This is a genomic window from Spirosoma arboris, assembly GCF_009754945.1.
Lineage (GTDB): Bacteria > Bacteroidota > Bacteroidia > Cytophagales > Spirosomataceae > Spirosoma > Spirosoma arboris.
The window spans coordinates 43,435-62,626 of sequence record NZ_WPIN01000028.1; the positions used below are offsets into that span (position 1 = coordinate 43,435).

General features: G+C 48.0%; 17 protein-coding genes. 11 read left to right on the top strand and 6 right to left on the bottom strand.

Annotated elements, in window-relative coordinates; all coding sequences use genetic code 11:
* Positions 1 to 20: 20 nt before the first annotated feature.
* Entirely contained in the window at positions 21 to 212 is a 192-nt protein-coding gene (locus tag GO755_RS38195; RefSeq protein WP_157590705.1) for a hypothetical protein, read from the bottom strand.
* 265 nt (positions 213 to 477) lie between these two features.
* Here GO755_RS38195 and GO755_RS38200 point away from each other — a divergent pair, with 265 nt between their 5' ends.
* The 3 genes from GO755_RS38200 (at position 478) to egtD (ending at position 3,035) form a co-directional block, all read left to right on the top strand.
* Positions 478 to 750 (top strand): UBP-type zinc finger domain-containing protein, encoded by a 273-nt coding sequence (locus tag GO755_RS38200; protein ID WP_157590706.1) that lies wholly within the window; start codon positions 478 to 480, stop codon positions 748 to 750.
* Between the two features lie 123 nt (positions 751 to 873).
* Positions 874 to 2,070, top strand: a complete 1,197-nt coding sequence (egtB, locus tag GO755_RS38205) for an ergothioneine biosynthesis protein EgtB (protein WP_157590707.1) — start codon at positions 874 to 876, stop codon at positions 2,068 to 2,070.
* Positions 2,037 to 3,035 (top strand): L-histidine N(alpha)-methyltransferase, encoded by a 999-nt coding sequence (egtD, locus tag GO755_RS38210; RefSeq protein ID WP_157590708.1) that lies wholly within the window; start codon positions 2,037 to 2,039, stop codon positions 3,033 to 3,035. The genes egtB and egtD overlap by 34 nt, the downstream gene beginning before the upstream one ends.
* A 67-nt stretch (positions 3,036 to 3,102) precedes the next feature.
* On the opposite strand, the gene GO755_RS38215 is transcribed toward egtD, so the two are convergent.
* Both GO755_RS38215 and GO755_RS38220 read right to left on the bottom strand, forming a co-directional pair.
* A complete protein-coding gene (locus GO755_RS38215) occupies positions 3,103 to 4,635 on the bottom strand; it encodes a SusD/RagB family nutrient-binding outer membrane lipoprotein (protein WP_157590709.1) in 1,533 nt (510 codons plus the stop codon).
* A 9-nt stretch (positions 4,636 to 4,644) separates the two neighbouring features.
* Positions 4,645 to 7,842, bottom strand: a complete 3,198-nt coding sequence (locus tag GO755_RS38220) for a SusC/RagA family TonB-linked outer membrane protein (protein WP_394351061.1) — start codon at positions 7,840 to 7,842, stop codon at positions 4,645 to 4,647.
* 490 nt (positions 7,843 to 8,332) lie between these two features.
* On the opposite strand from GO755_RS38220, the gene GO755_RS38225 reads away from it, so the two are divergent.
* The 7 genes from GO755_RS38225 (at position 8,333) to GO755_RS38255 (ending at position 14,292) form a co-directional block, all read left to right on the top strand.
* Positions 8,333 to 9,151 carry a phytanoyl-CoA dioxygenase family protein gene (locus GO755_RS38225; protein WP_157590711.1) on the top strand — a complete coding sequence of 273 codons (819 nt, stop codon included), beginning with the start codon at positions 8,333 to 8,335 and terminating at the stop codon, positions 9,149 to 9,151.
* Positions 9,152 to 9,269: 118 nt separating this feature from the next.
* Complete coding sequence (locus GO755_RS38230; protein ID WP_157590712.1) at positions 9,270 to 10,499, top strand: sterol desaturase family protein; 1,230 nt, start codon at positions 9,270 to 9,272, stop codon at positions 10,497 to 10,499.
* A complete protein-coding gene (locus tag GO755_RS38235; protein WP_157590713.1) occupies positions 10,496 to 11,452 on the top strand; it encodes a DUF1684 domain-containing protein in 957 nt (318 codons plus the stop codon). The genes GO755_RS38230 and GO755_RS38235 overlap by 4 nt, the downstream gene beginning before the upstream one ends.
* A gap of 5 nt (positions 11,453 to 11,457) precedes the next feature.
* A complete protein-coding gene (locus GO755_RS38240) occupies positions 11,458 to 11,748 on the top strand; it encodes a hypothetical protein (RefSeq protein WP_157590714.1) in 291 nt (96 codons plus the stop codon).
* 6 nt (positions 11,749 to 11,754) lie between these two features.
* Positions 11,755 to 12,921, top strand: a complete 1,167-nt coding sequence (locus GO755_RS38245; protein ID WP_157590715.1) for a pyridoxal phosphate-dependent aminotransferase — start codon at positions 11,755 to 11,757, stop codon at positions 12,919 to 12,921.
* Positions 12,922 to 12,933: 12 nt separating this feature from the next.
* Positions 12,934 to 13,485 (top strand): carboxymuconolactone decarboxylase family protein, encoded by a 552-nt coding sequence (locus GO755_RS38250; protein ID WP_157590716.1) that lies wholly within the window; start codon positions 12,934 to 12,936, stop codon positions 13,483 to 13,485.
* A gap of 3 nt (positions 13,486 to 13,488) precedes the next feature.
* Positions 13,489 to 14,292, top strand: coding sequence for a mycofactocin-coupled SDR family oxidoreductase (locus tag GO755_RS38255; protein WP_157590717.1), 804 nt, complete (start codon positions 13,489 to 13,491; stop codon positions 14,290 to 14,292).
* Positions 14,293 to 14,313: 21 nt separating this feature from the next.
* On the opposite strand, the gene GO755_RS38260 is transcribed toward GO755_RS38255, so the two are convergent.
* Positions 14,314 to 15,600, bottom strand: coding sequence for a DUF1501 domain-containing protein (locus tag GO755_RS38260; protein WP_157590718.1), 1,287 nt, complete (start codon positions 15,598 to 15,600; stop codon positions 14,314 to 14,316).
* Positions 15,601 to 15,670: 70 nt separating this feature from the next.
* Entirely contained in the window at positions 15,671 to 17,275 is a 1,605-nt protein-coding gene (locus tag GO755_RS38265) for a DUF1800 domain-containing protein (protein ID WP_157590719.1), read from the bottom strand.
* 257 nt (positions 17,276 to 17,532) lie between these two features.
* Between GO755_RS38265 and GO755_RS38270 the strand changes: the two genes are divergently transcribed.
* Complete coding sequence (locus GO755_RS38270) at positions 17,533 to 17,922, top strand: T9SS type A sorting domain-containing protein (protein ID WP_157590720.1); 390 nt, start codon at positions 17,533 to 17,535, stop codon at positions 17,920 to 17,922.
* 75 nt (positions 17,923 to 17,997) lie between these two features.
* On the opposite strand, the gene GO755_RS38275 is transcribed toward GO755_RS38270, so the two are convergent.
* Entirely contained in the window at positions 17,998 to 19,065 is a 1,068-nt protein-coding gene (locus GO755_RS38275; protein ID WP_157590721.1) for a PLP-dependent cysteine synthase family protein, read from the bottom strand.
* Positions 19,066 to 19,192: the final 127 nt, after the last annotated feature.

Sequence of the window (19,192 nt, forward strand, 5' to 3'; positions counted from 1 at the left end):
ACCCAGGCCATATTGCCAGTTTATTTTTTATCGAGTACCTGGCCAAAAAACGAGCTATTAAATCCTGACGTTATACTTATTCCAGCGTCAGCCCCAACCAAGGTATTATTTACCGTTGGGTTGGTGGCATTGGCCGTGTTGGCCACATAATTGGTCTGAGCCAGCACGGACTGGCTTAGCAACAGTAAAAGCAAAGGGAGAAGTGATTTCATGGTTTAAAGCTGAATTGACGATTGGCCGTTTATGGCAACAAACGTACGTGCTTTGCTTAGGGTCCACAATCGGATAAATGTATGAGCAAGCTGAAAATCAGGCAATCTCGTATGACGTGTTGCCCGTATCATTACTTGTTTAGGAGCTATCATGATCGACGAATTCTGTTTTGATTGAATCTGGGCCAGCAACTAAGCCAATGATTATTTTTTATGAAAAAGCCCTATTGTACAATATATTGCTGAAAATACGGCCCTATATCCCATGCTCAAACCAGCTATTTGTAATCACCTGACTTCTCTGACAGAAATCCGCACCGCTCGCGAGTACGTATGTGAGGAGTGCATTAAAACCGGGGACTCATGGGTACACTTGCGTACCTGTCAAACCTGCGGCACTACCCTTTGCTGTGATTCGTCGCCCAACAAACATGCAACGAAACATTTTCTGGCTAGTGAGCATCCAGTCGTGATCTCCTCTGAACCGGGGGAACGATGGCTGTGGTGTTTTGTTGATGAGCAAATGGTCGGTTACTGAACAAGGAGAAAGGGAATTGGTTTACAGTATATGGTTTACGCCGGGCCGTCGCTACGATGGCTGACGCACCGGTTATACAAAGCCATATACCGAATCCGTAAACCACAACTACCGTAAACCTGAATGATTGCTGAACAAACGTTTACTGAACAATATTTTCGGGTAAGGAAGCATTCTGAAACGATTTGCCGGGGGCTCGAAACCGAGGATTATGTAGTGCAGCCCATCGTTGATGTTAGCCCTCCTAAGTGGCATTTAGGCCATACAACCTGGTTCTGGGAAACATTCGTCCTGATCCCCAACTATCCTGCTTATCGCCCATTTCACGAAGATTTTAGCTACGTATTTAACAGTTATTACGAAACAGTAGGCAAACGTGTACTTCGGACCGACCGAGGTAACTTAAGCAGACCGACGGTTGCGGGCGTATATGCCTACCGTGCTTATGTCGATGAGCATATGAGTAGGTTCCTAAACACCGCCGACGTATCACCAGATCTCTATGCACTTATTGAATTAGGGCTGAATCATGAGCAGCAGCATCAGGAATTGCTCATCACCGACATCAAGTACATTCTAGGCCATAACCCCTTACTGCCTGCTCTTAAGATGCCCATTATTGAGCATCAAAGGCAAGCGTCAAGACCGCCTGTTTCAATCAGGGAAGGTATCTATTCGATTGGTTATTCGCCGATCGTTGACTCATTTCACTTTGATAATGAACTAGGACGACATAAGGTATACCTGAATGAGACAGTACTCTCCGGAAATCTGGTCACGAATGGCGACTACCTGGAGTTTATCGAAGCGGGTGGTTATCAAAACTTTCGATACTGGCTTTCTGATGGCTGGGCGTGGGTCAATACAAATGCAATTCAGGCGCCTTTGTATTGGTATCAGATTGATGGCGACTGGTGGAACTACACATTCGATGGGTTAATACCTGTTGATTTAGCCGTTCCGGTTTGCCACGTTAGCCAATACGAAGCTGATGCTTACGCCCGCTGGCGGGGAACGCGGCTACCCACCGAATTTGAATGGGAAATTGCCGCCGTGGACTCGGCCGTCGAATCCACAGTAGCTGGCCAACTTAATTGGGGAGCACGCTGGGAATGGACAAATTCAGCTTACTTGCCTTATCCAGGTTTTATAACGGCGGAGGGAGCTGTAGGCGAATATAACGGTAAATTCATGAGTGCTCAACTAGTCTTGCGCGGGGCTTCGGTGGCTACACCTGAAGGACATTCCCGCCCGACTTATCGTAATTTTTTTCAACCAGACAAACGATGGCAGTACACGGGAATACGCTTAGTGGAATAAGCGTGGAGCTACCTGCATCTGACACTTCGCCCCTTGCCGACGAAGTACGGACAGGCTTACAGAGAACACCCAAGCGGTTGTCATCACGTTTTTTTTATGATGCTGAAGGGAGCAGGCTGTTTCAGGAAATTATGCATGCACCGGAATACTATCTGACCCGGTCGGAATATGAAATTCTGGACACGTATAAAGCGAATTTACTGGCTCAGTTTACAACCGGCGAGCGTGCGTTTGAACTGGTTGAATTAGGTGCGGGCGATGGACTTAAAACGAAAATTCTGCTTGGTTTTTTTGCCGATAAAAACGCCGATTTTACGTATGCACCGGTCGATATTTCAGTTGATGCGCTGGATGAGTTAGTGATCGATCTGCGTCAGAAATGGCCTGATTTACGACTTAATCCACGTCACGACGATTATTTTAATGCGCTCGAACAGCTTTCCGAAGAGTCGAATGCCCGGCGCGTTGTCTTATTTCTAGGCTCAAACATTGGCAACTTTACACCCGAGGATGCCCTTGATTTTTACCGTCAATTACACGACCGACTCCAACCTGGCGACCTCGTACTGACAGGTTTCGACTTACAAAAGCACCCTGCCGTGATTCATGCGGCTTATAACGACCGACAGGGGCTGACACGGGCGTTTAATCTGAATCTACTTCACCGAATCAACCGCGAACTGGATGCAAATTTCGATCTGGCAGCCTTTGATCATTATGAAGTATATAATCCAGAAACGGGCGAAGCGCGATCGTATTTGGTAAGTCAGAAAGCACAACTGGTTCAGATTGGCGCATTAGCTATGACTGTGCCATTTCAATACGGCGAAATTATTCATACCGAGATTTCCCGAAAATTTACGCGTACCCAGATCGAGCAGCTAGCGGAACAAAGCGGATTTTCGCTCACTGGCTGGTTCACCGATTGTAAAGGCTATTTTGCTGATGTGGTATTTGAGCGCTAACAAACAAGCCCAACCAGTTACGGTTGGGCTTGCGCACATAGTTTAGGTTAAGAAAAATTAGACTGGGTTATTGCTTATCCCACCAAACGTGGGTATCTAGATTGTCTGGGCCTTGTCGGGTAACAGCCTCCTGGCGGTTAGCGGTATTCACCGATTGCTCCGAGTCTGGATATGACAGGCGATAGATGAAACTCCCTTTGATTTCTTTACCCGGATAAGGATTGGGAGTCAGTGCAGGAAATCCACTACGACGGAAATTAGCGAACAATTCGGGGCCATTCAGGAAAGAAACAATCCAGTACTGGGTGTTGATTAGTTGGAGACCTTTTGTAGCATCGTAGGGATTCTTCTGTAAATAAGCGGCAATGTTCGCATCCGAAACCAGTGACGTAGCATCATAATCGCCCAACTGTTTCATATGCGCTGTAACGCCCGCATTGTAAAAGTCGGCAGCGTTACCCGTTGTCCAGGTCCGCTGGGCCGCTTCAGCCAGCAGTAATTGTGTTTGCGCATACGTAACTAAGTAGCAAGGCGCAAACTGACTACCCATTCGGGTTCGGTCCAGCTGCGAATAATCGTAAAAACTGGCCAGTCCATCGGCGGTGGCTTTTGCTGGGATCGTACCATTATCGTAGCCCATTGGCATACCAATTTGTACAGCAGGATCACGATTAGCCTTGGCAGCTGTTTGTTCTGGACCACTTTTGGCACCTACGTAGCGTACAGCAATAGAGACCAGGCGAGGATCTGAAGTTGCTTTGAGGTAATCCACAAACGCACCTGTGAGGTAATAGTTGGCAGCTTCGGTCGAGTTGACGGTAGCCCCCACACCATTCGTATAGTTGGCGTTATTGCGAACCAGTGCATTATCAGCGTTGGATGCCATCAGGCCACCGGCAACAGCTTTCTGAACCGTCGATTGGGCCAGCGTAGGATTCACTTTCGAGAGCCGCATACCAACCCGGAGCAGTAGCGAATTGCCGAACTTTTTCCATTTCGTAATGTCTCCTCCGTACGTAATCTCGCCCGCTTCTGTAGGTTTGGCTGCGTCTAAGGCGGTGGTTGCTTCAGTTAGCTCTTTGATAAGATCATTATAGATGCTCTCCTGCGTATCGTATTTCGGTATTACGTTTCCCGAAATATACCCTAGTCCAGCCTGGCTATACGGAATGTCACCATAGGTATCCGTAAGTACGGTAAAGACATAGGCTTTCCAGATGCGGATCATGTTGTAGAGATTAGTCCGGTTAGCATCTGTTTTGGTTTGATTGGCCGCATCGACCAAATAGCGAACTACGTTTTGGTAATACTGGCGCCAGAGACCACCATTGTTACCGGTGGGTCCACGATTGTCGATATTAAAATTACCCCCTGCATTGATACCAGAGTTTGGGGTGAATATCTGCTGAACGATAGGTTCCTCAAAAATCAGGATTGACCCTGGAAACGAGGTGCCAACCATGGCATTGTTGAACGTAAAAACAGGATTAAGCGCCGTTGCCGCCGTTGGGTTGACGTTCAGTTCATCGAACCCTTTGTCGCAGCTGCTGGTAATCAGAAGCAGAGCGAGAAGTGGTAGTATAAAAAATATCTTTTTCATGAAATTCTTTTAAAATTTAACATTCAGGTTGAAGCCGATGCTGCGTGTAGTTGGTAAGCCCGTTGATTCCAGACCAATCAGGTTATCCGAGCTAAAACCGAATTGTTCAGGATCGATGTTAGGCACCCATTTCTTCAGAATAGCCACGTTATTAGCTACGGCACTCAAACGTACTCCTTTGATAAATAAGGTTTTGGGCAGGAGTTTGGTGAAGTCATAGCCGAGGCTGATCTGGCGTAGTTTCCATAAACCTGAGTCATAAACCACCTGCTCTCCCAGGCTCTTGGAGCGGCCTACTGAATAGTAATCCTGCACAAATGCCCGAACGGCGTTGACTTCGCCTTTCTCGTTCACGCCAGGGCCAACCATCTTGTTGTCTGGGTCACCCCGACCTACCAGCGTTTCTTTTTGCAAGCCGTGCCGGAACGCATTCAGGTTGGTACCTGAAATCATTTTGCCGCCCAGTTTAAAGTCGATCAAAAATGACAAACTCACCCCTTTGTAATTGAAGCCATTGGTTATACCACCCACAAAACGAGGCAGAGCAGAGCCAAACGAGATCGGCGCATCGGTTCGAATAGGAAGACCGTCACTTCCATTGATAAGCTGTCCCTGCGCATTGCGCTTATAGCCATAGGTGTACAATTGACCCAATTGCTGGCCAACGACCTGCCGTAATTCACCAACGTAAATACCCGTGCCTACCACGATTTGCTCCGCTAGTTTATCATTATTGTAGTCTTTTCCAGGGGTGCCATCGTCATCGGTTATGAGCCGGAGTAATTTGGTCTGGTTATACGACCCGTTGAAGGTTACATCCCAGGAGAAGTTTTTCGTTCGAACTGGCGACAGGTTCAACAATACTTCGATGCCCTGGTTGCGGCTTTGCCCGCTATTAATCAACGAGCTTGTATAGCCAGAGGCATCAGACGATTGCTTGGCAACGATCTGGTCGCTGGTGATCTTATTGTAGACCGCTACATCTAAGCCCACCCGGTTGTTAAACAACTTCAACTCCAGACCTAACTCGGTTTCGGCTACACGACTTGGTTTGAGTGTGGTACTGGGAACCGTGTTGGAGGTAATATAGCCCAAGGGTTGTCCATTGCCAGCGGGGTTCGGGAAGAGGTTCGCATTGACGCCGTAGAACAAGTTATTCGAGTAGGGACCTACATCGCCATCACTACCAACTTCAGCATAAGCGGCCCGTAACTTACCGAAATTCAGCCAGGATGGTAAGTTGTTGAAGGCTTGAGAAAAGACGAAGCTACCCGTTACCGAAGGATACAGGATGCTACGATTGGCCGGAGCCAGCGTCGAGAACCAGTCGTTCCGAACAGTTCCGTTCAGGTAAAGGAAGTCTTTGTACGAAAATTCAGCAGCTGCGTATAACGAGTTTACTTTCCGTTCGCTCAGGCTATACTGTGGGTCTTTTACCCGACCGTTCTGTGGCGTATAAAGTCCTCGGACGACAAAATCTGTAGCCAAAACGCTATTCAGATCACTCCGACGATAGAGTTGGTTTCCACCCGCCGTAATATCGACACCAAAGACGCCAAATTTGTGGTTAGCACCAATCAGGAAGTCCGTATTCAGTTCCCGGAACCGACGAGCTTCCTGAACATAAGCACCATTAACAAAACCGGCAGGAGCTGCGGCTAACGAAGCCTGCCCCGTTGGAAAGTTATAATCCTGATCCCGCGACCAGTAATCCTGACCTACCCGGCCCTGTACATACAACCAGTCGGTTACGTTGTAACGGGCTGAAATATTCCCGAACAAGCGATCCCGGCGAATATTCTCGAACTTGTAATTCATGACGAAATACGGGTTCGTCCGGTTCATAAACCGCGAATAGATAAACTCGTTACCCGTTGCTGGATTGATCTGGTTGGCTTCCAGTACATCAAATGGCATCGAGTTCGCTAACGTGTAGATGGTGGTTGGGGTACTGTTGTCCTGTTGCGCAATCTGGGGCGGGTTTTTATTGTACTCGTTGGAGTAGTTCAGCGTACCCGTAACCGTAAGCCGAGGTGACAGATTATAGCTAAAACCCAGGTTGATGGTTTTACGGCTGAACGTGTTATTCCGGGTAATTCCTTTATTGTCCAGATTCGAGATCGACAGATTGAGACCACCTTTCTCATTACCTGTCGAGACGGCAATGGAGTTGGTCATCGTAGAGCCATCGCGGTAGAAGGTATTGATTCGATTTCGAACAGGCGCATAAGGAACCGTTACACCCCCAAACAAAACCTGCGTCTGACCGGCAAACTTTTCACCAAAACTCCATACACCAGAAGTTGGGTTTGGAGCCGTAGGCCGAACACCATATTCGCCCTGACCGTACTCATACTGATAATCAGTGTAGTCCAGCGGATGATCGGACGTGTAGTTCATGTTGTAGGTAACCCCAATTCCCTGACCCGTTCCTTTGGTTTTGGTCGTTATCAGAATGGCGCCATCTTTGGCCCGTGAGCCATAGAGTGCAGCTGCCGTACCACCTTTCAGAACGGTCATACCTTCAATATCATCGGGGTTGATAGAAGAAAGCCCATCGCCACCATCCGAATAGTTGCGATCGCGGCTGCCGATGGAGTTGTCACTACCTGTGTTTCCGTTATTCTGGCCGAAGTTGGTATTATCAATCGGAACACCATTAATAACAATAAGCGGGCTGTTTTGACCTGAAAACGACGACTGCCCCCGGATACGGATTTTACTGGTGCCCGCAGCCCCAGTGCCAAGGCTGCTGATATTTACACCGGCAATTTTGCCCTGTAAGGCGTTAATAAAGTTCACCGAACGGTTAGTCGTAACCTGTTCGGGGTTTACAATAGCCGTGGCATAACCTAAGCGTTTCGCTTCCTTTTTGATACCCAGAGCCGTTACGACCACTTCTCCCAGACTCTGTTCGGCTTCTTTAAGCGTGACAGTCAGCTGTGTCTGATTTCCAATCGCAATGGTTTGGCCAGCAAAGCCAATAGAGCTGAAAATGAGGGTAACGTTCGGCGCAACATTCAGGCTAAAATTACCGCTACCATCGGTAGTAGTACCTAACTGCGTATCCTTAACCAGGATATTCACCCCTGGAATAGGTTGCTGGTCTTTAGCTGACAGCACGCGGCCCGTGACTCGGCGATCCTGCGCCTGGACTACATGAGTAATTAGGAAGGCTGCCCAAAGAACAAAGCAATAGACCTTCATTCGTACATTATGTTTCATTATAGGACGGTAATTGGTTGTAGATTTATGTATCCAAAAAAGACAAAAAAATCTTTTTTAGTTAGTATGAAATAAAGTGTAAATTCGACACTATCTACTTTCTATTGTACGAGCAGCCTGAAAAAAATTTGGAATACTGAAATGTGCTATTCATCTTTGCCCATAAGTCTAGCAGAGTAATCCCCTTCTGGAACACGGTTTGTGTAGATTTTAGTAGGCAATTAGTTGATTAATAGAGCTATACGTAAGGGCGATATTTTTTTTAAATATGAGCTCAGTATCCTTCTAAATATCGTTTATACTAAACACATTGCCTTATTTTCTATAGCAAATCAGCCCTGAATCGTAAGTAGAATTACGTTAACGACCTGATTTTTTTGGCAAACGACAGTTTGCTTTTCATTATCAAGTTTAATATACTAATTCTATATAGTAAATAGTTAAATGGATTTTTCATCAATTGAATACATCAATGGTAGTATCTGAACATCCTGTTGCTATTCAGCCATCAGCAACACTAACCGACAACCAAACGGCCTTTTTCAACAAAAACGGCTTTCTACACATTAAAAACTTCGTTAGTCGCGATACAGTACAGCTTTTTTTACAGGAGTTACAGCGAATTGAAGCGAATTGGCTTGCCGAAAAAGTAGATAAAATAAACGGAACACCCCTTAAATTTGGTCGTGATGAAAATGGGCAGACGATTGTGCAGCGGTTTGCTTTTGCCTCGTTGTTCAGCCCCATGTTGCGCGAGTTTTTACAGGATGAGCGCTTGCAGGCACTAACTACTCTATTACAACCCTACGACGGTCGTATTAATGAAATAGAAAAAGACGGATTAGTGGTCAATCACTACGTACGAACTCCCGAAAGTAATTTCTCCCGCATGGGCTGGCATACCGACAGCCCGCGCGATTTGTTTCTGGGGCATCGTATTCGACCTATGCTGAATGTGGGGCTGCATTTAGACGATTGCCCGATTAGTAACGGTGGCCTGCGCGTGCTACCCGGTACCCATAAGCAAAACACGCTGATGACCCTATTCCGCAAGCGCCAGTTCATCGACCATCGGCCCGATCCACGCGAAGTAGGTTTTGATATTGAAGCCGGTGATCTGACAATTCATAATGGTAGCCTGTGGCACCGCGTAGAGCAATCACCAAAGCTTGGGGCCGAAAGTCGTCGGCGGGTTATGTACATCCCTATTATCACAGGCGAATACCAGCCGAAAAGTGCGTCTAGCAAAACGCCGTTTTATCACCGGTTTGCAGCCAGAATCCAGAACTAAATTTTAAACACGGAGACACAGAAAACACAAAGTATATAAGGGGTTGGGATGAATAAGTAAGCAATTAAAACTCAGTAGTCTCAGTGTCTCTGTAGACAATAAATTTGATCAATTACGTATGCAATTCAATTGGCTTGCATTTGCCGTTCCACTGTTCCTGTTCTTTATGGGCGTGGAATATCTTGTCGCGAAAAGGCAGAAGAAGAGTTATTTTCAATTCAATAATTCAATAGCGAATCTGAACGTCGGTATTGCCGAGCGACTGCTGGATAGCTTCACGGTTGGTGTGTTTTACTTCGTGTACGACTACCTGCATCAGCATTACGCACTGCTCGACATCCGGTCTAATGTCTGGGGTTGGCTAGGCGTGTTCATCGCAACGGACTTTGTCTGGTATTGGTATCACCGATTGGCGCACGAAATCAACCTATTTTGGGCAGTTCATATCGTACATCACCAAAGCGACGACTTCAACTATACGGTTTCTGCCCGAATTACCGTTTTTCAGGCCATTGTACGCACGGGTTTCTGGTCTATTTTGCCTGTTATTGGTTTTCCAGCGGAGATGATTACGACCATTCTCCTGCTTCACGGCTTATATCCTTTTTTTATACATACCCGCACAATTGGCAAACTGGGTTGGCTTGAGTACGTATTAGTTACGCCCTCACACCACCGGGTTCACCATGCCAGTAACCCCGAATATCTGGACAAAAATTACGGCGACGTGCTTATTATCTGGGACAAACTATTTGGCACATTTAGGGAAGAACAGGCAGAGCCAGTTTATGGATTGACCAAGCCACTGGATAGCCATAGTTTTTTATGGCAGCATTTTCACGGACTACTCGAAGTGCTCGTAGCCGCTCGGCGGGCAAACGGCTGGTCAGCGAAAGTGCGTGTGTTGTTCGGTCGGCCTGATTCGATTGATCCCGGCATTCGGGAGGAATTGGAAGGGCGTTTTTTATCAGCCGATACGGCAGGGCGTTTAACTATTCACCATAAAAGCCGCCGGTTTAAAGGGTATGTAATTGGGCAAATGGCTGGTATCCTCATGATTCTGTTCGCTTTTCTGCTGATTGAAGCCTACGTTCCTGCTTATCTTCAGTTGCTGACGGCTTTGTTTATATTACTCACCCTGATCAACTGCGGTGCCTTGCTTGAACAGCGTCAATGGGTACTGTATCTTGAAATTGGTCGGGTGGCAGTCCTTTGGCTTGCTCTTTATACTGTTTTAGGTTACCCCATGATCATTGTGCTGGGCTACATTGGGGCCCTGTCGCTTTGGGCGTATTTCTCTGGCATTCAAAAACGATATTTTCACTTACTCTACGGTTCCTCACTATGAAACGCACTGATTCATCAAACAAGACGCTAAACATCTATTCGGGTAGTTTTTTCGGTTTGTGGTTATTAGCTATGCTAGCCACAGTGGGCTGGCGAGCCACAGATGAACCATCTTACAAAGCACAGATTGACGAGTGGCATCAGAACCGACTGAAATCGCTCAAAAGTGAATCGGGCTGGCTGAATGTAGCGGGCTTGTTTTGGTTGAAGGAAGGCGAGAATAAAGTAGGTGGTGATCCTGGCAATGATATTACGTTTCCGTCTGGCAAGTCACCCGCTCAATTGGGTACGTTTCAACTCACCAAGGGTACAGTCACATTTACGCACGCGCCCGAAGCCGCTGTACTTGTTGACAAACCAACTACCGGTACAGAAAAGCCGCAACCTGTTCTGACAACAGAAACGATTTTCTCACCTGAAAGTAAAAAGGTGGTAACCCTGCAACATGGATCGCTCCGATGGTTCATTATTAAACGGGGTGAAAAATACGGCGTTCGGTTGCGCGACCTGGAAAGTCCACTTCTGAGCGAATTTCACGGAATCGACCGCTATCCTGTAGACGAAACCTGGAAAGTAAAAGCTCGTCTGGAAGTGCCATCGGAGCCCAAAACGATTCCAATTATGGATGTGATTGGCCAAATTTCGCAATATCCACTAGCAGGTACGCTCGTGTTTGAGCGGGCGGGTAAAACGTATCGGCTGGATGCTGCGGGCGAAGGCGAAAAGCTGTTTATTCTATTCGGCGATCCGACCAATACGCACGAAACCTACGGCTCTGGTCGGTTCCTGTACGCGGCTAAAGCTGGCTCTGACGGTACAACAACACTCGATTTTAATCAGGCCATCAACCCACCTTGTGCCTTCACTGCATTTGCTACCTGTCCGTTGCCGCCTAAACAAAACAAGCTGGCACTGGCAGTTACCGCGGGTGAAAAACGCTACGGCGATCACTGACAGCTATGCAACGTAATTTCGATAACAATGGCGTCGACTACTTTCATAGCCTGGCTTATCAGGATCAGTTAAATCTGATTTGGCAACAAGGCACACTCCTCGAAGCGCGACGGATTCCTGGTTTCTGGCTGCATTTGTACGCCGTTAATACATTTTTTGTGGAGATGTGGATTTGCCAGCGAAAGTATAGTGCTAATTTGGTGCGCGTTCTGGCCGACACTAACGAACTTGACCCTTATATCGACAAGCTATCGCTCGGTGAACTGTTTTCCGATGGCTACAATACGGCTTTGTAAGTACCAATGACTAACCACATAACTACACTGGCGAATCTCAAATCCAAACTACCGACTGTTGGCACGACGATCTTTACGGTCATGTCAAAACTGGCGGCTGAAACCGGCGCTATCAATCTATCGCAGGGCTTTCCGGGCTTCGATTGTTCGCCTGAATTAGTGTCGTTGGTTGAAAAATACTTGCGGAATGGGTTTAATCAGTACGCGCCCATGACGGGAGTTCCGGCTTTGCGAGAGGCACTGGCTCAGAAAACGGCCGATCAGTACGGGGTAAATTATGATCCCGAAACGGAAATTACGGTTACGTCGGGGGCGACCGAGGCCATTTTTGCGGCTGTCACGGCAGTGGTTCGTCCGGGCGATGAGGTACTGGTATTTGAACCTGCCTACGACAGCTACGTGCCCGCTATTGATCTGAACGGTGGTATACCCGTTTACGTCACGCTAACCCCGCCCGACTATAGCATTGACTGGCAGGCAGTGCGCGAGAAAATCACGGATAAAACCCGGCTGATTCTGGTCAATACACCCCATAATCCAAGTGGCCACGTCTGGACGACGGATGATCTGGATCAACTGGCGAACCTGATACGTGATCGTGACATCTGGATCGTAAGTGACGAAGTGTATGAACACATTCTGTTCGATGGGCGAATCCATAATTCACTCATGACACACCCCGAGTTGCGGGAGCGCACGTTTATCATCGGTTCATTTGGTAAAACGTTTCACATTACTGGCTGGAAAATAGGCTATTGCTTAGCTCCGAAAGAACTAAGTACTGAGTTTCGGAAGATTCATCAGTATCTGACGTTCAGCACAGTTACGCCAATTCAATATGCACTGGCCGATTATCTGAAAAATCCAGATCATTACCGTCAGTTACCAGATTTCTACCAGCACAAGCGCGACCTGTTTCTGGCTGGTTTGCAAGGTTCTCGATTTACCTGGAAACCGGCGGAGGGGAGTTTCTTTCAAACAGTTTCGTATACCGCTATTACCGATGAGCCAGACTATGATTTAGCCATTCGACTGACTAAAGAAATTGGCGTCGCTTCGATTCCGGTTTCGGTATTTTACCATCAGAAAAACGATTACAAAATTCTGCGGTTCTGCTTTGCCAAAGACGATGCCATTCTGAAGGAAGCCGCCGAACGATTGCGTAAATTGTAATTTTATTTGCTTATGCCCCGCATTACTCCCCTTCCGTACAACGAAGCAACGCCTGATGTTCAGGCCGCTTTTGATGCACACGTTGCCGATCATGCCGGCAGCCGCATCACCAACATGAAAGCCACACTAGGGCGCTCGCTGCTGGCCTTTCAGGTGTATATGCAGTGGTATCCATTGTACGAACAGGTGAAGGGGATTGTAGGTGATCGACTGGCGTATTTGTATGCCCATGCCATTTCAGAAGGGTCGGATTGCCCGGTGTGCACCACGTTTTTTCGCCGAATCATCATCGACAATGGCGAGCGACCCGAAGACATTCAGCTGACAGAGCATGAACAGGACGTCATTAACTTCGGAAGTGCCATTGCGCAGAATAAAGGCGACGTTTCGGATGAAATCTATGCACCCATTGCTGAACGTTATACCGATGCGCAAATCGTAGTACTGGTCGCTTTTGCGGGTCAGATGATTGCGACCAATATCTTCAATAATGTTCTGGAGGTAACTGTTGATGAATATCTCTATCCCTATCTTCCGCTAACCCAACCACAAACTCACCCGTAACTCATGGCTGATTTACAAGGCAAAGTGGCCTTCATTACGGGCGCTGCTCACGGTCAAGGTAGAGCTGTGGCGCTGACATTGGCCAAAGAGGGAATCCATATTGTGGCCTTCGATCTGGCTAAACCATTAACGTATCCGGGCTATGCCCTTGGCTCCGAAAGTGAGCTGGAGTCATTAAAACGAGCGGTTGAAGCCTTAGGCGTGACATGTCTGAGTGTGCAGGGTGATGTTCGACGGGATGAGGATATAAAACCGGCTGTCGATACCGCTGTCGCTGAATTTGGACGGATCGATATTCTGTTTAATAATGCGGGGATCTGTGCCTACGGACTGGTTCATGAATTGCCCGAAGAAGAATGGGATGCTACGATCGACATCAATCTGAAAGGCGCCTGGCTGGTAGCTAAACGCGTGATTCCGGTCATGATGGAGCAGAAATCGGGTGTTATAATCAATAATTCATCCATCGCCGGGCTGCGGGGTATGAATCGCCTGAGCCACTATGCAGCCTCGAAATGGGGGCTGGTTGGCCTGACGAAATCGTGGGCAATTGAGCTGGCTCCTTACACTATTCGGGTCAATTCCATTCACCCAACGGGTGTAAACACACCCATGAACGACGGACTGGCTGAACTGGAAGGCACGACTACGCAGGAAATAGCCGAACGTTCGGCGGGCAATCTGCTACCCGTTCCCTGGGTTGAACCCGAAGATGTTTCGGCTATGGTCTTGTATTTGGTTTCTGATGGCGCCCGCTATGTAACGGGTGCGCAGTTTGTACTGGACGCAGGCTTGCTGACTCGCTGATTGGTAGCGGGCCGGGCTACTTTACACCATTGGTAGTAACGGAAATTGGCCCATTAATACAGTCTGAATATCGCTGGGTGGCAGGTTGAGCCATTGTTGTAAAACTGTTGCGTAAACGGATCGGAAGTCATGTTGCATGGCCACATTATCGTTGACCGTTACATTAGTCGGCAATTGCGGATTTGTTCCGATTATACCACCTTTGACGGCATTGCCAAAATAAAAAACCGGGGCAGCCGCGCCGTGATCTGTACCTCCGCTGGCATTGGATTTGATTCGCCGACCAAACTCCGAAAACGTCATACCCATCACCCGATCGGCGGCATTCAAGCCTTTCAAATCGTCCATAAACGCACCAACGGCTTCGGATACCCTGCGCAGCAATTGAGCCTGCACACCCGTCGTTGTGTCGTCAGGCTCAACCTGTTTTGCGTGCGTATCGAAACCGCTTAGACTCACCAGGTATACTTTGGTTCGAAGGCCACCCGCTACCAATCGGGCTACAATTTTCAATTGATCGGCAAGGGGATTTTTACCTGGTGCGGGGTACTTATCTGATTGTTTTGTAACGCTTTGAGCTGCTTTCTTGATCACTCCTGCATACTGATCCGTTTTCTGCGAAACTTTTTCCAGATACGCCAATTGGTCACCCCATCGGGTATTGGGCACTGTTTCGGTTTTGTCCTCAACGAGGTCATAAAAAGAAGCCGGATTGCTGATGGCTAACCCCATTGGGAACGCTGGCCCCTGAAACGCCGACGCAACGACCGAACCTATTTGAATGGCTAATGGATCGGGCATGGTTTCTGTCGGGTACTTTTCGGGAAAGCCCGGAAACGTATCGTTCAGGTAACGACCCGCCCAGCCCGTATTCAGAATTTTGTCGGAATCGGACCCCGTCATCCAGATGTCGGTGGCGCGGAAATGGGAGAAGTTTGGTTTGGGGTAACTGACAGCCTGAACGATACCCGCTTTCCCTTCATTGAAAAGCTGTTGTATTTCGGAGAGCGCGGGATGTATCGCCGTAGCATCGGCCCCGTTCAACTTCAGGATTTTGTTCTGTGGTAGAGCAATGTTTGGGCGTGCTGCCTGATAAGCACCGTATTGGTCGACCGGAATAACCGTATTCAAGCCATCATTTCCGCCGACAAGCTGAATAAGCACCAACACCCGGTCGTTTGGTAGGTCGTGCCCAATGGCGGGCATCAATGACGTTTGGGCCATTACCCGAATCGAAAAGCCATTCAGAAACTGAGGCAGCACGACCCCAGCCAGGGCAGTATGTTTTATGAAGTCTCGACGTTGCATAATTAAAGAGCGAAAGAGTGAATAAGTGAAAGAGCGTAAACTGGAATGGGCCATTTTCGCTCATTCGCCATTAGGTTAGTTGATACTGAGGTAGATTCATCAGGTATTTGTACAAGCTCTTTAACTTCTTTGTTACGTTGGTTTTGTTCGCGGCATCGTCGGGAGTGGTGGTCAGATTTTGCCAGGCCTGTGTCCAGTAATGATCCGACATGCCACCCTGCAAGCCCGACAGTAAAATGCTCGTTTTTATGTACTGCTTGTCTTTGTCAGGTAAATCGATGGCATACAGTCGCCGGACAGCATCGTCAATCAGTGCTGCCGGATCAGCAGGGTTGGGTAAGGATTGAGTGAATGCCACGACATCGATCAGCAGCTTTTTGCCGTTCCGGCCAATGTTGCCGTTGGTCATTCCGTCCGAAAAAACATTACGCTTGGGAAGCGTATCGGAGTTTACCCAGAGCTTATCGAACATGGGTTCCTGATAATAGGCAGGCCAACCCGCCACGTTTGGTGGGTCGCCGATATTCTGTTGCATGCTAGCCGTCTGATTCTGAATGGCCGACCAAAGCCCATATTGATCGGCATAGGCTGTGGCATCAGGAAAAGCAATGCCATATTCCCGACAGAGACCTATCGTAAAATCAAGCGGACTTTTAATGAGTACCCCTCGGTTAGTGGTATCAAAAAAATGCTGACTCCCGAACAGTTCGCGCAACACGGGTTTGATCTCATACTTATTGGATCGGAATACAGCCGCTAACGGTGTAATGACCTTGGCTTCAGTATCGGCATCAATCTCATGATAAACGAAATACCGATAGAGCTTTCGGCAGATAAACCGGGCCACTTCATCCTGCGCGAAAATCATGGTGAGCAGGTCATCCAGTTCCTGTTCACCCTCCGATCCGCGACGGCCTTTGATGGTCGTATTCTGGTAAAAGTCTGAAAAGGTTTTGTCGTTGCTGTCATGCCGACCAGGATCAAAAATGCTGACGAACGTAGTGGTATCGTTCCGGAAACCAGTCAATACTTTCGCGGCTGCTTTTACATCTGCTTCGGTGTAGTGCGAACCTGGGCCTTTTCCCACTGTGAACAATTCCTGCAACTCACGACCGTAATTTTCGTCGGGCGCTTTTTTGTTGTTGGACGTTCCATTGAGGTACTTCAGCATGGCCGGGTCTTTCGTCACGGCTTTGACCAGATCTTTGAAATTGCCCAGCGCATGCGTACGTATCAATGCATTATTGCGGTAACACATCAGCGCATTATCGACCATGTTGGTTTCGGTAACGAAATGGTTGTGCCAGAAGACCACCATCTTTTCGCGCAGGGTACGATTCTGATTTAGCATCAGGCCCAGCCACCACGCTTTAAAGGAGTTTTTTCGCCGACCGTTATTCATACCATCGTAGTTGATGGAGGTCGTCCAGGTTTCGCCGGCCGCTATTTCGTCGTCGGTGAATTTATCGTCGTTGTAGTTATTAATGGGTGGAGCCGGAGCTGGCTCATCAACCAGTAATTCGTTCAACGCCTTTTTGAGCGAGAGCGTTTGTAGGTGCGCAACGTCGTCAGGTTTCGCTCCAAACATCGTGCGTCGAAGCAAATGCTTTACGTCGTCGGATGTCCATTTTGTGCGGAATGGCTCAAGCTGAGCCTGGGTTCCAGTGTTCTCCATACTGTTGATTCGTGTGGTTAACTATCCCTCAGGTAGGTTATTAACACGAAACAGGACGTACTGGACCACTTTTAATAGAAGTTTAACTGAAATAAGGCGATCCCATTCACTCAACCATCCTTACTTTCTCGCCATTCATCCAGTCCGCCGACCGTTCCAGTAGTTTGCAATACATAGTACCAGCCATAGCCTATACCTTTGATTCAACAATCGGGAACAACCCCGCTAAACAGTAGACAACATAAAACATAACCATCATGAAAACGCTCATCAAATCACTCGCATTAGCCCTTACTTTAGGTGTCGCTACGTCTGCCGCTACGTTCGCTGAGATCAACCCCGGCACAACAGCAGCTTCGTATCAATCGGCCATATACACAACAAACAGTGGAAAACTCAGCATCGCTCTTGATAAGCAAAAAGGTGGCGCCGTTGATGTTAGCCTGAAAGACGCCGAAGGCAAAGTAGTTTTCACGCGCCATCTGGGCAAAAACGAAAGCAAATACCGGACTCGCTTAAATTTGAGTGAACTAGCGGATGGCGTTTACCAAGTAGAGATCACCAATGGTGTTGAAACAACATCGCACAAAGTGACAATTGCCACGCAACAACCCGTAACACCTAGTCGTGTTATCGCGCTGAATTAATAATCACATCTGATAATGCAACAAAGCCGCTCCTGATCATCGGGGGCGGCTTTTTTTTAATCTCCAGGTTTAGTATCAAAATACTCCCGGCCTTCCCACTAGCAATCGGCTAATAGGCCGGTAGTCCGTGAACTCAATATCGGGGGCTACGTAACCGGGTTTTATGGGCTCTTCTTTGACTAAATCGGTACTGAGGTATTTTTTATTGCTATCGCACAGGATGGTGACGACGCGGGCATCCGGGCCCAGCTCGCGCTGGAGATTAATGGCACCAATCAAATTCGCTCCCGACGAAATCCCGACGGCCACCCCTAGCTGAACGGCCAATTTTTGCGCTACCAGAATGGAGTCGCCATCGTTAGCCTGCACCACTTTGTCTAGCTCATTTAGCTTTAGAATATCCGGAATGAACTCATCGAAAAAGCCCTGAATGCGGTGCGTACCAGTTTTGTAGCCTACCGATAAGGTTGGTGATTCAGCGGGTTCGAGTGGGTGAATACGAATATCGGGTTTGCGCGATTTGAGGTAGCGGCCCACACCCATAACGGTGCCGCCCGTGCCAACGCCAGCTACGAAGGCATCGGGCGTAATATCCACGCTTTGGAGTTGGAGCCAGATTTCTTTTCCTGTCGTCAACCGGTGCGCTTCGGCGTTGTATTGGTTGGCAAACTGACGAGGCAGAAACACATTGGGATCGCTGGCAGCCAATTCTTCTGACCGGCGGATGGCACCCATAAACCCACCTTCTTCTTTCGTAAATAGCACAATATCAGCACCCAGACTCCGAATGATGTCAATCCGCTCCTGGCTAATACCAGCGGGCATGATGATTGTGACCGGATGCCCCAACGCCCGACCAACTGCCGAAAACGCAATTCCTGAGCTACCGCTGGTAGCTTCCACAATACGGTCGCCGGGTTTGATGTGGCCTTGCCGATAAGCCTGATGAAGTACATGAAGCGCCATACGGTCTTTCATGCTTCCGGTTAGGTTATAATGTTCGCATTTGACATAGAGCGAACGCGGCTGCCCCCGATCGGTATAAAAAAGCTCAAGCATCGGGGTGTTGCCCACCAAATGCCAGAGGTGTTCAAATTTTTCCTGAATAGCCGGTTTGATTACGGCCTCGGTCGATGAAATCATGTAAGTTGATAAGGAAAAAGACGCCGTTACAGTATAGATCTGTATAGGGCTTTAGTAGTCATGATAGAGTAAAAGTAAAGATCGGTTTTCGTTTCTGACATACTAAAGTCATTTTATTCGCTATAGA

Coding starts and splice junctions, on each gene's coding strand:
- GO755_RS38195 (WP_157590705.1), bottom strand. CDS start 212: ATGAAATCACTTCTCCCTTTGCTTTTACTGTTGCTAAGCCAGTCCGTG.
- GO755_RS38200 (WP_157590706.1), top strand. CDS start 478: ATGCTCAAACCAGCTATTTGTAATCACCTGACTTCTCTGACAGAAATC.
- egtB (WP_157590707.1), top strand. CDS start 874: ATGATTGCTGAACAAACGTTTACTGAACAATATTTTCGGGTAAGGAAG.
- egtD (WP_157590708.1), top strand. CDS start 2,037: ATGGCAGTACACGGGAATACGCTTAGTGGAATAAGCGTGGAGCTACCT.
- GO755_RS38215 (WP_157590709.1), bottom strand. CDS start 4,635: ATGAAAAAGATATTTTTTATACTACCACTTCTCGCTCTGCTTCTGATT.
- GO755_RS38220 (WP_394351061.1), bottom strand. CDS start 7,842: ATGAAGGTCTATTGCTTTGTTCTTTGGGCAGCCTTCCTAATTACTCAT.
- GO755_RS38225 (WP_157590711.1), top strand. CDS start 8,333: ATGGTAGTATCTGAACATCCTGTTGCTATTCAGCCATCAGCAACACTA.
- GO755_RS38230 (WP_157590712.1), top strand. CDS start 9,270: ATGCAATTCAATTGGCTTGCATTTGCCGTTCCACTGTTCCTGTTCTTT.
- GO755_RS38235 (WP_157590713.1), top strand. CDS start 10,496: ATGAAACGCACTGATTCATCAAACAAGACGCTAAACATCTATTCGGGT.
- GO755_RS38240 (WP_157590714.1), top strand. CDS start 11,458: ATGCAACGTAATTTCGATAACAATGGCGTCGACTACTTTCATAGCCTG.
- GO755_RS38245 (WP_157590715.1), top strand. CDS start 11,755: ATGACTAACCACATAACTACACTGGCGAATCTCAAATCCAAACTACCG.
- GO755_RS38250 (WP_157590716.1), top strand. CDS start 12,934: ATGCCCCGCATTACTCCCCTTCCGTACAACGAAGCAACGCCTGATGTT.
- GO755_RS38255 (WP_157590717.1), top strand. CDS start 13,489: ATGGCTGATTTACAAGGCAAAGTGGCCTTCATTACGGGCGCTGCTCAC.
- GO755_RS38260 (WP_157590718.1), bottom strand. CDS start 15,600: ATGCAACGTCGAGACTTCATAAAACATACTGCCCTGGCTGGGGTCGTG.
- GO755_RS38265 (WP_157590719.1), bottom strand. CDS start 17,275: ATGGAGAACACTGGAACCCAGGCTCAGCTTGAGCCATTCCGCACAAAA.
- GO755_RS38270 (WP_157590720.1), top strand. CDS start 17,533: ATGAAAACGCTCATCAAATCACTCGCATTAGCCCTTACTTTAGGTGTC.
- GO755_RS38275 (WP_157590721.1), bottom strand. CDS start 19,065: ATGATTTCATCGACCGAGGCCGTAATCAAACCGGCTATTCAGGAAAAA.